The 14,398-nt window shown below is 70.8% G+C and carries 17 protein-coding genes; 6 read left to right on the forward strand and 11 right to left on the reverse strand.

Features of this window, described 5'->3' with window-relative positions; translation table 11 throughout:
* Positions 1 to 48 precede the first annotated feature (48 nt).
* From C6569_RS09495 to C6569_RS09510, 4 genes are all read right to left on the reverse strand, one after another.
* Positions 49 to 1,656: a carboxyl transferase domain-containing protein gene (locus tag C6569_RS09495; RefSeq protein ID WP_106748615.1), complete on the reverse strand. Its 1,608-nt coding sequence runs from the start codon at positions 1,654 to 1,656 to the stop codon at positions 49 to 51.
* Between the two features lie 96 nt (positions 1,657 to 1,752).
* Positions 1,753 to 2,535, reverse strand: a complete 783-nt coding sequence (locus tag C6569_RS09500; RefSeq protein ID WP_181313973.1) for a molybdate ABC transporter substrate-binding protein — start codon at positions 2,533 to 2,535, stop codon at positions 1,753 to 1,755.
* Positions 2,536 to 2,579: 44 nt separating this feature from the next.
* Complete coding sequence (locus C6569_RS09505; RefSeq protein ID WP_106748617.1) at positions 2,580 to 3,230, reverse strand: glutathione S-transferase family protein; 651 nt, start codon at positions 3,228 to 3,230, stop codon at positions 2,580 to 2,582.
* Positions 3,231 to 3,327: 97 nt separating this feature from the next.
* Positions 3,328 to 3,741: a rhodanese-like domain-containing protein gene (locus C6569_RS09510; RefSeq protein ID WP_106748618.1), complete on the reverse strand. Its 414-nt coding sequence runs from the start codon at positions 3,739 to 3,741 to the stop codon at positions 3,328 to 3,330.
* A gap of 112 nt (positions 3,742 to 3,853) precedes the next feature.
* Here C6569_RS09510 and C6569_RS09515 point away from each other — a divergent pair, with 112 nt between their 5' ends.
* The gene (locus C6569_RS09515) at positions 3,854 to 4,531 is read left to right on the forward strand and encodes a DUF599 domain-containing protein (protein WP_106748619.1); all 678 of its coding nucleotides are present in this window, start codon (positions 3,854 to 3,856) and stop codon (positions 4,529 to 4,531) included.
* Here C6569_RS09515 and C6569_RS09520 read toward each other — a convergent pair.
* A complete protein-coding gene (locus C6569_RS09520) occupies positions 4,528 to 6,522 on the reverse strand; it encodes a hypothetical protein (RefSeq protein ID WP_146144768.1) in 1,995 nt (664 codons plus the stop codon). The two genes, C6569_RS09515 and C6569_RS09520, sit on opposite strands and share 4 nt — an antisense overlap.
* An 81-nt stretch (positions 6,523 to 6,603) precedes the next feature.
* Between C6569_RS09520 and C6569_RS09525 the strand changes: the two genes are divergently transcribed.
* The gene (locus C6569_RS09525; protein ID WP_106748621.1) at positions 6,604 to 6,870 is read left to right on the forward strand and encodes a DUF3253 domain-containing protein; all 267 of its coding nucleotides are present in this window, start codon (positions 6,604 to 6,606) and stop codon (positions 6,868 to 6,870) included.
* A 4-nt stretch (positions 6,871 to 6,874) separates the two neighbouring features.
* On the opposite strand, the gene C6569_RS09530 is transcribed toward C6569_RS09525, so the two are convergent.
* The 3 genes from C6569_RS09530 to C6569_RS09540 are packed head-to-tail and all read right to left on the reverse strand — an operon-like array spanning position 6,875 to position 9,469.
* Positions 6,875 to 7,693: a YdcF family protein gene (locus tag C6569_RS09530; protein WP_342750266.1), complete on the reverse strand. Its 819-nt coding sequence runs from the start codon at positions 7,691 to 7,693 to the stop codon at positions 6,875 to 6,877.
* Positions 7,690 to 8,283, reverse strand: coding sequence for a GNAT family N-acetyltransferase (locus tag C6569_RS09535; RefSeq protein ID WP_146144769.1), 594 nt, complete (start codon positions 8,281 to 8,283; stop codon positions 7,690 to 7,692). Before C6569_RS09535 ends, C6569_RS09530 begins: the two co-directional genes overlap by 4 nt.
* Positions 8,284 to 8,296: 13 nt before the next feature.
* On the reverse strand, positions 8,297 to 9,469 hold the full coding sequence (locus C6569_RS09540; protein ID WP_106748623.1) for an isovaleryl-CoA dehydrogenase: 1,173 nt from the start codon (positions 9,467 to 9,469) through the stop codon (positions 8,297 to 8,299).
* Positions 9,470 to 9,570: 101 nt separating this feature from the next.
* Here C6569_RS09540 and C6569_RS09545 point away from each other — a divergent pair, with 101 nt between their 5' ends.
* The 4 genes from C6569_RS09545 (at position 9,571) to C6569_RS09560 (ending at position 12,138) form a co-directional block, all read left to right on the forward strand.
* Complete coding sequence (locus C6569_RS09545; RefSeq protein ID WP_106748624.1) at positions 9,571 to 10,053, forward strand: methyltransferase family protein; 483 nt, start codon at positions 9,571 to 9,573, stop codon at positions 10,051 to 10,053.
* 148 nt (positions 10,054 to 10,201) lie between these two features.
* On the forward strand, positions 10,202 to 10,612 hold the full coding sequence (locus tag C6569_RS09550; protein WP_181313974.1) for a gamma-glutamylcyclotransferase family protein: 411 nt from the start codon (positions 10,202 to 10,204) through the stop codon (positions 10,610 to 10,612).
* A 6-nt stretch (positions 10,613 to 10,618) separates the two neighbouring features.
* Positions 10,619 to 11,866, forward strand: a complete 1,248-nt coding sequence (locus C6569_RS09555) for an SAM-dependent methyltransferase (RefSeq protein WP_106748626.1) — start codon at positions 10,619 to 10,621, stop codon at positions 11,864 to 11,866.
* Positions 11,851 to 12,138: an acylphosphatase gene (locus tag C6569_RS09560; RefSeq protein ID WP_106748627.1), complete on the forward strand. Its 288-nt coding sequence runs from the start codon at positions 11,851 to 11,853 to the stop codon at positions 12,136 to 12,138. Before C6569_RS09555 ends, C6569_RS09560 begins: the two co-directional genes overlap by 16 nt.
* Before the next feature lie 36 nt (positions 12,139 to 12,174).
* Here the strand turns inward: C6569_RS09560 and C6569_RS09565 are convergent, their stop codons facing one another.
* The 3 genes from C6569_RS09565 to C6569_RS09575 all read right to left on the reverse strand — a co-directional run bounded on the left by C6569_RS09565 (position 12,175) and on the right by C6569_RS09575 (position 14,350).
* The gene (locus tag C6569_RS09565; protein WP_245898286.1) at positions 12,175 to 13,170 is read right to left on the reverse strand and encodes a glycoside hydrolase family 25 protein; all 996 of its coding nucleotides are present in this window, start codon (positions 13,168 to 13,170) and stop codon (positions 12,175 to 12,177) included.
* A 38-nt stretch (positions 13,171 to 13,208) separates the two neighbouring features.
* On the reverse strand, positions 13,209 to 13,928 hold the full coding sequence (locus C6569_RS09570; protein WP_106748628.1) for a ribonuclease activity regulator RraA: 720 nt from the start codon (positions 13,926 to 13,928) through the stop codon (positions 13,209 to 13,211).
* An 89-nt stretch (positions 13,929 to 14,017) separates the two neighbouring features.
* Positions 14,018 to 14,350, reverse strand: a complete 333-nt coding sequence (locus C6569_RS09575) for a DUF1330 domain-containing protein (RefSeq protein ID WP_106748629.1) — start codon at positions 14,348 to 14,350, stop codon at positions 14,018 to 14,020.
* Positions 14,351 to 14,398 lie beyond the last annotated feature (48 nt).

The following is a 14,398-nucleotide window of genomic DNA, read 5'->3' on the forward strand; positions in this document are numbered from 1 at the left end:
CTGCATGGCGCGAGTGCGTCCTGAAAAACGCCGCGCGATGGCCCTCGATTACATCCGGAACACGCCGAACTTCGTCTCCGGCACCGGCGCATTGAGGCACGCGCTCAGCGCCAGCGACAAGACCCGCCGGGTCTCGGACGGCAGGATGATGCCGTCGTCCCAGAGACGCGCTGTCGCATAGTAAGGGTGGCCCTCCGCCTCGTAGTTCGCGCGGATCGGCGCCTTGAAGGCCTCTTCCTCCTCGGCGCTCCAGTCCTTGCCCTCGGCCTCGAAATTCTCGCGCTTGACGGTCGCCAGCACGCTCGCCGCCTGCTCGCCGCCCATCACCGAGATGCGCGAATTCGGCCAGGTGAAGAGGAAGCGGGGCGAATAGGCCCGCCCGCACATGCCGTAATTGCCGGCACCGTAGCTTCCCCCCACCAGCAGCGTGATCTTCGGCACCTGGGCACAGGCGACCGCCGTGACGAGCTTCGCCCCGTCCTTGGCGATGCCGCCGGCCTCGAACTGCCGGCCCACCATGAAGCCGGTGATGTTCTGCAGGAACAGCAGCGGAATGCGCCGCTGGCAGCACAGCTCGATGAAATGGGCGCCCTTCTGCGCGCTTTCGGAAAACAGAATGCCGTTGTTGGCGATGATGCCGACGGGCATGCCGTGCAGGCGCGCAAAGCCGGTGACCAGCGTCGTGCCGTAGAGCGCCTTGAACTCGTCGAACTCGGAGCCGTCGACCAGCCGGGCGATCACCTCGCGGATGTCGTACTGGGTCTTGAGGTTGGTCGGAACCAGAGCCTCGAGGTCTGCCGGGTCGTATTTCGGCTCGCGCGGTTCGGCGAGCGCGATGTCGATGGTCTTCACCGAATTGACGTTGGCGACGATGCGCCGGGCGATGGCCAGAGCATGCCCGTCGTCCACGGCGTAGTGGTCGGCGACGCCGGACTGGCGGGCATGGACGTCGGCACCGCCGAGATCCTCGGCCGTCACGATCTCGCCGGTGGCGGCGCGCACCAGCGGCGGCCCGCCGAGGAAGATCGTGCCCTGGCGGCGCACGATCACCGTCTCGTCGGACATGGCGGGCACATAGGCGCCGCCGGCGGTGCAGGAACCCATCACCACGGCGATCTGCGGGATGCGGGCGGCCGACAGGTTCGCCTGGTTGAAGAAGATGCGGCCGAAATGCTCGCGGTCGGGGAACACCTCGGTCTGGTGCGGCAGGTTGGCCCCGCCGGAATCGACGAGATAGACACAAGGGAGCCGGTTCTGCAGCGCGATTTCCTGGGCGCGCAGGTGCTTCTTCACCGTCATCGGATAGTAGGTGCCGCCCTTGATGGTGGAATCGTTGGCGACGATCATCACCTCGCGTCCCTCCACCCGGCCGATGCCGGTGATGACGCCGGCGCCGTGGATGGCCTCGCCGTACATGCCGTTGGCGGCGAGTTGCGACAGTTCGAGGAAGGGCGAGCCGGGGTCGAGCAGCCCCATGACCCGGTCGCGGGGCAGGAGCTTGCCGCGGGCGACGTGGCGCTGGCGGCTCTTCTCGTTGCCCCCGAGCGCGGCCTCGGCGCGCTTGGCCTGCAGGTCGGCGATGATCGCGGCCCAGGACTCGGCATTGGCCCGTGCATCGGGCGTCGCGGCGTTGAACGATGACTTCAGGATGGCCAAGGCGTCACGGCTCCGGCGAGGGGCTGCGGGACGCCTTGGTTAGCGCGGCCCGGATGACCTGTCATCCGGGCGGAGTGGCGGAGGGCCGGCCAAAGGTCAGGGCGCCGCCGGTTCCATATGGGCCGCGCGGATGATGGCCGCCGCCTCCGGCGTCCGCATCAGCGCCAGAAAGGCCCGCGCCGCCTCGGGCGTGGCCGGGGTCGCGGCAAGGCCCGCCGAATAGGTCGTCGTCAGTTGGACCTCCGCCGGCAGCGGGCCGATCATGCGCACGCCCTGCACCGGCATGATCTCGCTGATCTGGTGAAACACCACGTCCGCCTCGCCTTTCGCCACGCGCTCGGCGACATAGCCGCCCATCTGCGGCCGGGCCCGCGCCGCCAGTGCGTCCTTCAGCCCCAGCCGCTCGGCGAGCTGGACGAAATAGATGCCGCTGGTGCCGCCGCCCGCCGGATCGACATAGGCGACGCCGCGGGAGGCGAGGATGAGCCGGCGGATATCGTCCACAGTGGCGATGGCGGGCACCGGCGCGCCCTCGGCGATGCCGATGCCGATCCCGGTCCGGGCGAGATCGTAGCGAGAGCCCGCGGCGAGACGACCCGCGGCAACGAGGGCATCGATCACCACCGGCGTCGCCACCACGACGTCGGCCGCCTCGCCTGCCTCGATGCGCCGCCGGACCCCGCCCGCCGTGTCGGCGACGAGGGAGACGCTGTGACCGCTGCGGGCCCGGAACAGGTCCGCGAGGCGCTGGACGACCTCCTTCGAGGCTCCGGTCGCCATGACCCGGAGCTCGGCGGCCGCGGCGGGGCCGCCGGCGAGGCCGAAGACGGCGAGAGCGAGGGCGAAGACGGACCGGCGGGTGGAGGTTGGAGGTGTCATGATGGCGTTCCCTGCGGCCATCATGGGCCCATCCGGGTCGCAGCTCACGTCACATCGTCGCTATCGGCGAGGTGCCAGGGCTCCGCCTCTCCAGCCGCGACCCATGCGCTCCAGGCGGGAAGGGCCATGACCGCGTCCATATAGGCGCGCGCGGACTGCGGCACCGGCACGGCATAGGCGTGGAAGCGCGACACGACCGGCGCATACATGGCGTCGGCGGCCGAGAAGGCGCCGTAGAGGAACGGCCCGCCCGAGCCGAACCGCTCGCGCGCCTCCGCCCAGCCCGAGACGATGCGCGCCACATTGGCCTCGACCTCCGGGCCGAGAGCCACGGCCTTCGGCGCCCGGCGCACGTTCATCGGGCAGCGGTTGCGCAAGGCCTGGAAGCCGGCATGCATCTCGGTCGACAGCGCCCGCGCATGGGCCCGGGCGGCCGTCTCCGCCGGCCAGATCCCCCGCCCGGGGAAACGGTCGGCGAGATATTCGATGATGGCGAGGCTTTCCCAGACGACGACGTCGCCGTCGATCAGGGCCGGCACCTTGCCGCCCGGCGAGACGCGGCGGATGGCCTCGGCCGACCCCTCCCGGTAGAGCGGAACGAGCTCCTCCTCGAAGGGAATGCCGAGGACCGTCATCAGGATCCAGGGCCGGAAGGACCAGGACGAATAGGCCTTGTTGCCGATCACGAGCTTCATCAGCGCCTCCGCGGGAGAGGCGCATCATGCGGTTGCGGCGGCAGCCCTTCCAGCCAAGCTTCGTGATCCTCTCATGTGATCGGCTGATGGATCGCCCTCACGCCTTCGGCTTGGGCGCCCATTCCTCCACCGGCCCGCCGGTCTTCTTCCAGGCGCCGAAGCCGCCCTCGACATGGGCGACGGGCTTCAGGCCCATGTCTTGCGCCGTCTTGGCCGCCAGCGCCGAGCGCATCCCGCCGGCGCAGAAGAAGACGAACTTCTTGTCCTCCTGGAACTGCGGCTTGGCATAGGGGCTTTCCGGGTCGATCCAGAACTCCAGCATGCCGCGGGTGCAGTGGAAGGCACCGGGCACCTTGCCGTCGCGCTCCAGTTCGCGCGGGTCGCGGATGTCGACGAAGACCACGTCGTCGCGCCCGTGCAGGGCCTTGGCCTGCTCGATGGTCAGCGTCTCGACGGCGGCATTGGCCTCGTCGATCAGGGCCTTGTAGCCCTTGGTGATGGTCTGCGGCATGGAATCCTCCGGCATTGCGAGCCGCGACACTAGCACCATGCCGCCGGGCTCGGACACCCGACGGACGGCAGACGGGTGGACGTCGGTGCCACTCCCTTGCTACCGATCGTCCATGTTCGGCATGACCCTCCTCGACGGCCTCGCCTTCGGCTATTTCGCGCTCGCCTGGGCCGCCTATGCCTGGCTGGTGGAGGTCTGGGGTGGCAGGCGCCGCGGCCTCACCGCCACCATGGCCGAATATCGCCGGCGCTGGATGGCCGAGATGCTGGTGCGCCCCAACCGCATCGTCGACACGCAGATCAACATGACCCTGCAGCAGGGCTCGTCCTTCTTCGCCTCCACCTCGCTTCTGGCGGTCGGCGCCTGCCTCGGTCTGATCAACGCCTCGGACCGGGCGCTGGAAGTCGTCCAGTCGCTCTCCTTCGGCCATGCCGGGTCGCGCGAGCAATGGGAGATCAAGCTGGCGGGCCTGATGGTGATCTTCGTCTATGCCTTCTTCAAGTTCGGCTGGGCCTACCGGCTGTTCAACTACTGCGCCATTCTCATCGGCGCGACGCCGGAGGGCGAGCGCCGCAACTCCGCCGAGGCCGAGGCCATGGCCGGCCGCGCGGCGCGGATGAACACCATCGCCGCCGCCCATTTCAACCGCGGCCAGCGCGCCTTCTTCTTCGCCCTCGGCTATCTCGGCTGGTTCGCGGGGCCGGCCGTCTTCATGGTGGCGACCACGGCCGTCTTCGCCGTGCTCTACCGCCGCCAGTTCTTCTCCGAAAGCCGCCAGGCGGTGATCTAGCTCCGCCGGCGCGGGTCCGGATGGCCATCGAGGCGCATCTGGAAGAGGAAGTAGGTCGGCGAGCAATAGCCGAGCCCGGCGACGCGGCCGACCTCCGGCAGATCCGCCGGCAGTGCCTGGCACATGAAGTCCTCGCGGCAGAGCCGCTCCGCCGAACAGGTCGCCCGCATGCCCCGCACGATGGAGCCGCCGAGGCAGTTGGCGAAGTCGTTGGTGGCGACGCAGATGTCGAAGGCCCGCCCTCCCGCGAAGCCGCAAATCTCGTTCGGCGGCGCCTGGCCGGGCCGGAAGGCGGCGAAGCGCCGGTCCGTCTCGTCGCACTGGCGATAGGCCAGGCCCGCCGGGGCGCCGCCAACCGGCGGCCGGCAAGTATGGTCGCGGGCGTTGATGCGGGCCGCGCGGCTGTTGATCTGGCCGGTGACGGCGAAGCGGTCGAGCCATGGGCGCGCCGGATCGGTGGTGGTGATGCGGCCGGTGAGGCAGGCCTGGCCGGAAAATTCGTCGCGCTTCTCGTTCAGCACGCACTGGCCGTAGGCGACGCCGACGGCGGCGGTCTGCGCGAGTTCGGAACAGGCGGCGCGTCCCTCGCAGGCAAAGCCCGCCGCGATGTGGCGGCGCTGGCTGGCGGGCAGGCAGGCCTGGCCGAGCCCCGCGGGCAGGAAGGCCGGAACCCCCTCCCCCTCCCAGCGCGCCGGCGGGCTGAGCGGCAGCGGCCGGTAGCGGTTCGGCGCGCGGTCCTCCGCCAGCGCCTCGGCATAGGCGGCGCGGCGCGGCCGCTCGGCGAAAAAGTGCGGCGAATAGCCGACGAGAACGCGGTTGACCGGCGCCATCGTCCGCTCGTCCTCACCGATGAGATGGAAGCCGGCGGTGGCGCCGCTCTGGTGGCAGCCCTGGCAGGTGCCGGCGTCGAGCCGCTCGATGAACCCGGCCGGGCTCGCGGCGGTCGTCATCCCGGCGAAGTCGAGGCCGGAGAAGGCCTCGCCGGCAGCCCCGAAGATCTGCGCATAGGGGCGGTTGGCGAGCCGCGCCGAGCCGTAGGTGGAGTAGGACAGCGCCCGGGTGGCGAGGAACCGCTCCGGCAGCAGATGCACGCCGCCGTCGACCGCCACGGCCTGCTCGGCGAGGAAACGGGCGAGGTCGGCCCGCAGCACCGCATCGCCCTGCAGCCGCGCGACGTCCGGCGTGTTCTCCAGCCCCTTTTCGACGAGGCGCACCCCGCCCTCGCCCTCCACCGAGAAGACCCGCATGAGATAGGCGGCCTGGCCGCCGAAGGTCGTCTCCATGCCGGAGGGAAAGCGGACGATCTGGGCATTGATCTCGATCTGCCGCGGCAGGCCGCGCGCCCCGGCCAGCGGCCCCTCCGCGAGCCAGGCCGCGCGCGCCTCCGCCCCCGCGCGCCCCTCCGGCACGCGGAAGCGGCGGGCGAGCACCCCGCAGCCGTCGGGGGGCCGCGGCAGGTCGTGCACCACGTTGATCGAGAAGGGCATGCGCGAGGCATAGACACGCCCGCCGCGCTGGAAACGGTAGGCGAGCCGGTAGACGAGCCTGACCTCGCCGCAGGTCGCCTCCCGCCGCGCCGGATCCGCAAAGTCCTGGCGGTCGAGGCGCAGCACGACACCGGCGAGGCCGAACCGCGCCGTCGGCGAGGTCAGCCAGGCCGTCTCGAACACCCGTCCGACGTTGCCGTCGGTCACCTCGTAGAGGCGGCGGCCCGTCGCCTCCATCGCCCGCCGCAGCTCCCCGATGTCAGAGGATACGGTCTGCGTGAGCTGCCGCCAGGCGGGGCTCGCCGCCTGCAGCGCCGCGTTGCTCGCATCGCCCTTTTCCCCCAGCGCAGCGCCGAAGCCGAAGCCCCTGCCCTCGAGGGCCGCGAGGACAGGCGGGTCGAGCATGTCGAGAAAGGGCCGGCCGCTCTCGAAGGCCCGCGCGGCGGGGGCCGTGAGAAGCAGCAGGACGGCCATGGCGGCACGGAGAAAGGCGGGACGGCTCATGGCCGGAAGATCGCCGCGCTTCGTTTCCGTCCGGTGCCGCAGAGGCTCGACGCCCGTCGCGGCTTGGTGCATGACGGCGCCATGACCAAGACCGATTCAGACCTCGAGGCTGCGATCCTGCAACTCGCGCAGGCGCGCGGGCCGGACAAGTCCATCTGCCCCTCGGAGGCCGCCAAGCACGTGGCCGCCGCCCGCGGCACCGACTGGCACACGCTGATGCAGCCGGCCCGGCGGGCCGCCGTGGCGCTGGCGATGGAGGGGCGGCTCGTCATCCTGCGCAAGGGCAAGCCGGTCGACCCCGCCGACTTCCGCGGCGTCTACCGCCTCACCGTCCCCCGTCAGGACTGACGCCTCAGGGGCCAGGAAACAGCGTGTCCGTGCGCCCGCCCAGCCTGTAGGCGGCGAGCCCGAGCCATTCCCGCGTCATCCGGTCGACGAGGTCGAGGCCGCGGCTGACGGGAAGGATCGGCCGCCAGAGCTCGCGCGGCCGGCCCCGTGTCTCGTAATCGGTCGGATAGGCCACGACCTGCCAGCCCGCCTGCCGGAAGATGCCGACCGAGCGCGGCATGTGCCAGGCGGAGGTGACGAGCAACCAGGTCTCGCCCGGCTTCGGCTGCACGATGGCCTTCGTCAGCACGGCGTTTTCGAAGGTGTTGCGGCTCTCGCGTTCAAGGGTGATCCGGCCGGGGTCGACGCCGAGCCGCCGGAACAGCGCCTCGGCCGCGCCCGCCTCGTCGGCCGGCTCCTCGCCGAGCAGGGTCGCAGACCCGCCGGTGAAGACGAGCCGCGCGGACGGAAAGCGCCGCGCCAACGTCACCGCCTCGGTGAGCCGTCCCGGTGCCGCGCCGATGGTCGGCTGTCCGCGCGCGGCGCTGGTCACCTGGTCCATCGACCCGCCGAGCACGAGAATGCCGGTCGGCGCCGGCATGTCCTCGGGCGGCAGCGGGAACCGGTTCTCCAAGGGGCGGGCGAGCCAGACGCCGAGCGGTGACACGCCGCAGACGAGCAGGCCGAGCGCCGCCGACAGCACCAGCCGCCGCCCTCCCCGCGCCCAGCGCGTGAACAGGAGCAGTGCACCGGCGAGGATGAGCGCCATCAGCAGGTTCGACGGTGCTGCGAACCACCATAGGATCTTGGACAGGTAGAAGAACAGGTGGCTCGCGAGGCTCATGGCTGGCGGAGTGCGAGGTCGAGCTGCATGAGCGGCCTCGTCGGCGTCCGCCGCGCCACCTCGGCAAATCCCGCCGCGCGGAAAGCCGAGCCGATGCCGACATAGCCCTCGCCCCAGGCGAGGTCGCGTGTCGTGTCGATGGGACAGGCTTCCAGCCGATCGGCCCCGCTGCGGCGGGCGAAGTCGGCGGCGCCGGTGATCAGCGTGCGCATCAGGCCGCCGCGCCGGGCGCTCGCGCGCACGAAAAAGCAGGTGATGACCCAGACGCGGTCATCCGTCGCGTCGCAGGGGTCAAGCGGTGCCGCGGTCCGCGCCGCATTGAACCGCGGATAGGCGCTGCGTGGCCCCAGCGCCACCCAGCCCACCGGCTCGTCGCCGCGGAAGGCGATCAGCCCCGGCGGCGGCCCCTCCGCGACCACGGCAGCAAAGGCGTCCCGGTTCGGCGCGCCGCAGGCATCCGCCCAGGCCTTCCTCGGTCCGGGAATGCGCCAGTACATGCACCAGCAGCCACCATGGGCGCCGTTCCGGCCGAACAGTGCCTCCAGCGATGACCAGAGATCGGGTGTCAGCGGCTTCAGCGTGACGCTCACATCCCCCTCCCCGTCACATCGTCTTGGCGAAAAGCTCCCGCCCGATCAGCATGCGGCGGATCTCGGAGGTGCCGGCGCCGATCTCGTAGAGCTTGGCGTCGCGCAAGAGGCGCCCCGTCGGATAGTCGTTGATGTAGCCGTTGCCGCCGAGGAGCTGGATGGCGTCCAGCGCCATCTTGGTGGCGTTCTCCGCCGCGTAGAGGATGGCGCCGGCGGCGTCTTCGCGCGTCGTCTGGCCGCGGTCGCAGGCCTTCGCCACCGCATAGACATAGGCGCGGGCGGCGTTCATCGACACGTACATGTCGGCGATCTTGCCCTGGACGAGCTGGAACTCGCCGATGGCCTGGCCGAACTGCTTACGCTCGTGGACATAGGGCATGACCACGTCCATGCAGGCCTGCATGATGCCGATGGGGCCGGCCGCCAGCACGGCGCGCTCGTAGTCGAGGCCGCTCATCAGCACGTTGACGCCCCGGCCGACCTGGCCGAGCACGTTCTCCTCCGGCACCTCGCAGTCCTCGAAGACGAGTTCGCCGGTGTGCGAGCCGCGCATGCCGAGCTTGTCCAGCTTCTGGGCGCAGGAGAAGCCCTTGAAGCCCTTCTCGATGAGGAAGGCGGTCATGCCGCGGGCGCCGGCTGCGGGATCGGTCTTGGCATAGACGACGAGAACGTCGGCGTCCGGTCCGTTGGTGATCCACATCTTCGTGCCGTTGAGCACGTAGCGGTCGCCCTTCTTCTCGGCCTTCAGCTTCATGGAGACGACGTCGGAGCCGGCACCGGGCTCGGACATGGCGAGGGCACCGACATGGGCGCCGCTCATCAGCTTCGGCAGGTAGCGGCGCTTCTGCTCGTCCGAGCCATTCTTGCGGATCTGGTTGACGCAGAGGTTGGAATGGGCGCCGTAGGAGAGGCCGACCGACGCCGAGGCGCGCGAGATCTCCTCCATGGCGATACAGTGCTCGAGATAGCCGAGGCCGGAGCCGCCGTACTCCTCCTCCACCGTGACGCCGAGCAGGCCGAGGCCGCCGAACTTCTCCCAGAGGTCCATGGGGAACTGGTCGGTCTTGTCGATCTCGGCGGCGCGCGGCGCGATCTCCGCCTGCGCGAAGGTGAAGACCGTGTCGCGCAGCATGTCGGCGGTCTCGCCGAGGTCGAAGTCGAAGGGACGCGGCGTGTTCCTCAGCATGGCTTCATCCTTCACGCGCAGGCTTCGTGCGGCTGCGACATCAGGGTTATAGAAGCCGTCCGGCAGGCTGTCATGATCGGCCGAGCGGCAGGGAGACGACGATGACGGGCCAGGCGGATTCCCCTTATGCGGAGCGGCCGAACCGCTTTCCGCTGCCGCCGCTCATCTTCCTCGGGTCGCTCGCCCTCGGTTACGGGCTCAATGCCCTCGCTCCCCTCGCCCTGCCGCTGCCGATCCTGTTCAAGGCCGCCGGCGCGCTGGCGCTCGGCGCCGGCCTCGCCCTCATTCTCTGGGCGTCCTCCGCCCTGTCGCGGGCCGGCACCGCCGTGCTGCCCCATCACGCCGCCCGCCGCCTGGTGACCGCCGGCCCCTTCGCCTGGAGCCGCAATCCGATCTATCTCGGCGAGGCGCTGATCATTGCGGGTTTCGGCGGCGTCGAGGGCGCGGCGGCCTATCTCGTCGCCGCGGCGGTCTTCGTGCTGGCCATGACCCATTTCGCCGTTCTGCGCGAGGAGGCGCATCTGGCGGCGCGGTTCGGCCCCGCGTGGGAGGCCTATGCCGGCCGCGTGAGGCGGTGGGCGTGACGCCCCCGCCCGGCCTTGGTGAGGTGCGTCCTGCGAGGCCCGCCTCCGCACGCTCCGGTCATGCACGCGCCCTTCGGTCGTTGCCCTTGCGGTCCCTGCGGCGCTTTGCCATCCCTGCCCCATGATCTGCTTCGCCTACGGCACCAACATGAGCAGGGCCGACATGGCGCGGCGGGCGCCGGGCGCGCGCGCCGTCGGCATCGGCCGCCTCGCCGGCCACCGGCTCGTCGTCACGCGGGCAGGATACCTGTCGGTGCGGCGGGCCCCCGGCGGCATGGTCCACGGTGTCCTCTGGCGCCTGACGCCGCGCGACCTCGTGCGGCTCGACGCCTATGAGGGCGTCGGCCCGGGAGGCTATCGGCGCGCGGTCAGGCCGGTCCTGACCGCGGGTGGCGCCCGCGCCGCGATCGTCTATCATGGCGGCCGGACGGTGGCCGGTGCGCGCCTCCTCCGGCACCCCTTCGAGGAGGCCGTGCTCGCTTCGGCGATCTCCTGGCACCTGCCCGTCGCCGCCCTGACCGGGCTTCGCCGCCTCGCGCGGAACGGTTTTCGAGGCTGAACCTCCATGAGCATGCTCGCCCATCTTCTCGCGCGTTTCGTCCGGAACGGCCGTCTGACCGTCATCCACCACGACGACGCCCGCGAGAGCTTCGGTTCCGGCCGGGACGGCCCCGACGTCACCGTCCGGCTCCACGACGCGAAGGTGCAGCGCGAGCTCTTCTTCAATCCCGAGCTGGCGGCCGCCGAAGCCTATATGGACGGCCGCCTGACCTTCGAGAACGGCGGCCGGGTGCTCGACCTCCTGACCCTCTTCTCGGTGAACCGCGCCGGCCTCGGTTCCCATCCGGTGCAGCAGGCGCTGCGCAAGGTCTGGCGCGCGTTGAAGCGGCGCCACCAGTCGAACCGCGTCGGGCAGGCGGCGGCGAACGTGTCGAGCCACTATGACCATCCCCGCGCCTTCTACGAGCTCTGGCTCGACGAGACGATGAGCTATTCCTGCGCCTACTTCTCCCGGCCCGACATGAGCCTGAAGGAGGCGCAGGTCGCCAAGATGCGCCACATCGCCGCCAAGCTCGCCATCGAGCCGGGCATGACGGTGGCCGAGATCGGCTCGGGCTGGGGCGGGCTCGCGACCTATCTCGCCGCCGTCTGCGGGGCCAAGGTCACCGCCATCAACGTCTCGCCGGACCAGCTCGCCGCCTCCCGCGACCGGGTGGCGCAGGCGGGCGTCGCCGATCGCGTCACCTTCTTCGAGAAGGACTATCGCGAGCTGACCGGCACCTTCGACCGCGTCGTCTCCGTCGGCATGATGGAGCATGTCGGCGTCGCCCATTTCGACGACTATTTCGCCACCGTAAAGCGGCTCTGCGGCCGCGACGGCTACGCCATGATCCACGCCATCGGCCGCATGTCGCCGCCCGGCACCACCGCGCCCTTCATCCGCAAATACATCTTTCCCGGAGGCTATGTGCCGGCGCTCTCCGAGGTCTTCGCCTCCACCGAGCGCTGCGGCCTGTGGGTGGATGATTGCGAGGTGCTGCGCCTCCACTACTACTGGACCATCAAGGCCTGGCGCGAGAACTTCGAGGCGGTGCGGGACGAGGTCGTCGCCATGCAGGGCGAGCGCTTCGCCCGCATGTGGGAATTCTATCTCGCCGCCGTCGAGCTCGGCTTCCGCGACGGCTCCAACATGGTCTACCAGCTCCTGCTCTCCGAGCGGCGCGACGCCGTGCCGGTGACGCGCGACTTCATCACCGAACGCGAGGCGGAGCTGGCGACGCGGGAGGGCGTGCTGCCGTGGCGCTCCACCTGACCATCCGCGGCCGCGTCCAAGGCGTCGGCTACCGCCAGTGGTTCCGCCGCCGGGCGCTGGAACTCGGCGCCAGCGGCTGGGTGAGGAACCGCGAGGACGGCTCGGTAGAAGCCCTGGTCTGGGCCGGCGACGAGGCGGCGGAGCAGTTGCTGCGCGACGCCATGAACGGCCCGCTCGGCGCCGAGGTCGACGCCATCGACCACAAGGCGGTCAGCTTCGCCGATCCGGCGCGCGAACAGGTCGACGGCTTCGAGATCCGGCCGACGCTCTGACCGGCGGCGGCGCGGCGTCGCCAGACGCCGCGAATCCTAGAAGCGGGGCCGGGATGCCGGCAGCGGCGCCGTGGTCATGGCCGGCGTATCGGCCGTCGGAACGGCGGCGGCGGGCACGGAGGTCGTCGCGGTCGGCACCTGGGCGGGCGCGGTCTCGGCGGCGGCGAGCGCCACCGGCTGGGCCGCAGCGGGAGCAGCCGGCGCGGCGGCGACCGCCGTCGCTCCGTGGCCCCGGTGCCGGAAACCGGTCTGGGCGATCTGCTGCCATTGCTGGCGGGTGCCGGCGAAGACGTTGCGGTCGACGGGCGTGTTGATCCCGGCGACGCGGCCGGTGGCGGTGATCTGCCAGAAGGCCCAGCGCCGGCCGGGATAGCGCTCGTGCGGCACCGCCGCCACCGAGCGGACCCAGAACGGGTATTCGGCGAACTCGTTGCCGGCCAGCACCTCGCGGTGGAACTTGATGTCGGCGTAGATGATCGGCTTCTTGCCGTAGTGTCGCTCCATGGCGTGCAGGAACTCGCGCATCTTCGCCTGCGCCAGCGCCACCGGCACCCGGCGCGGGCAGGTCGGCGACTGGAAGTTCCACTCGACGTCGAGCACCGGCGGCAACGCGTCCGGCTCCACCGGCACGTTCTGCTTGAACCAGGCGATCTGGTCGGCCATCGGCCGGCACCAGTAGGTGAAGTGATAGGCGCCGCGCGGCACGCCGGCCCGGCGCGAGGCTTCCCAGTTCTCGCGGAAGCGGCTGTCGAGGCGGTCGCCGCCTTCGGTCGCCTTGATGAAGGCGAAGGAGACGCCGGCCGCCCTCACCTGCTCCCAGTCGATCTGGCCCTGGTACTTCGACACGTCGATGCCGTGCACCGGGTGGACGTGATGGCCCACCGTATGGGTCAGGGTCGGGAACGGGTGGTCACCCGTCTGCGGCGCGGCGACCTCGGTCGGCACGCTGCCGCAGCCGGCGAGCATCAGCCCCATCAGGGTCACGGCGGTGAAGGCGATGGAGCGTCGTGTCATGGTCAGCGATGTGGCCAAGGATTGCGGCCGCGGGATGGCGGCCGCTCGTCCCCTTCTTATGCTTTACGACCCGTTTCCTTTTCGTAACGGGCCTTGGTCTCGGCATTGGGCGGATAGAGCCCCGGCAGCGGCACGCCCTTCTCGACCTCGCCCATCAGCCAGCCCTCGAGATGCTCCTGCGCCTCGGCGGCCTCGAGCACGGCGTCGACCATGTCCTGCGGGATGAGCACGGCGCCGTCGCCGTCGCAGACGACGATGTCGTTCGGGAAGACGGCGACGCCGCCGCAGCCGATCGGCTCCTGCCAGTTGATGAAGGTGAGCGCGGCCACCGAGGCCGGCGCCGCGGCGCCCGAGCACCAGACCGGCAGGCCCGTGCCGCGCACGCCGTCGGCATCGCGCACCACGCCGTCGGTGACGAGGGCGGCGACGCCGCGCTTGGCCATGCGGGCGCAGAGGATGTCGCCGAAGATGCCGGCGTCCTTCGAGCCCATGGCGTCGACGACGGCGATGACGCCCTCGGGCATGGCCTCGATGGCGCCGCGGGTCGAGATCGGATGCGACCAGCTCGCAGGGGTGGCGAGGTCCTCGCGCGCCGGCACGAAGCGCAGCGTGAACGCCCGCCCGACCGTGCGCTTGCCGGCATGCGAAAAGGGCTGCGTGCCCGCCATCCACACTTTCCTCAGGCCCTTCTTGAGCAGGACCGTCGTCAGGGTCGCGGTGGTGATGGTCTCGAGCTTCGCCTTGACGGCGGGATCGAGGGGCAGGACGTCGGTCATGGCAGGAGTCCGTGGAGGGGCTGAAAGAGGGCTGGACCCTGCCCCAGCCGCGCCGGCCTGTCGAGCGCACAATATGCCGGACAGCCCCCTCATCCCCCGCCTTCCGCCAGCACGTCGGTGGCGCGGTGGCTGTCGTCAACGCCGTCCAGCAGAAAGACCGCGCCGCGGGCATGGTCGCGCCTGAGCGGCAGGATGGCCTGGTAGGCGGGCGAGCCGTACCAGGCAGCGGCACTGGCGCGGTCGGGAAAGGCGATGACGACGAGATCGCCCGACCAGGGCCCTTCGAGCACCTCGGCACGGCCGCCGTGGATGAGGAACCGGCCGCCGAACGGCGCGAACGTCGCATCGATCGCTGCGAGATAGGCGCGGATGGCGGGACCCATCTCGACGGATGTCAGGTGGGCGACGGCATAGGCGGTCATGGCGGGCGTCCTCGTCGGGGTGAGGCGCCACGGTGGCAGGGCGGAGCC

It is taken from the genome of Phreatobacter cathodiphilus, assembly GCF_003008515.1.
In the GTDB taxonomy this organism is placed as follows: domain Bacteria; phylum Pseudomonadota; class Alphaproteobacteria; order Rhizobiales; family Phreatobacteraceae; genus Phreatobacter; species Phreatobacter cathodiphilus.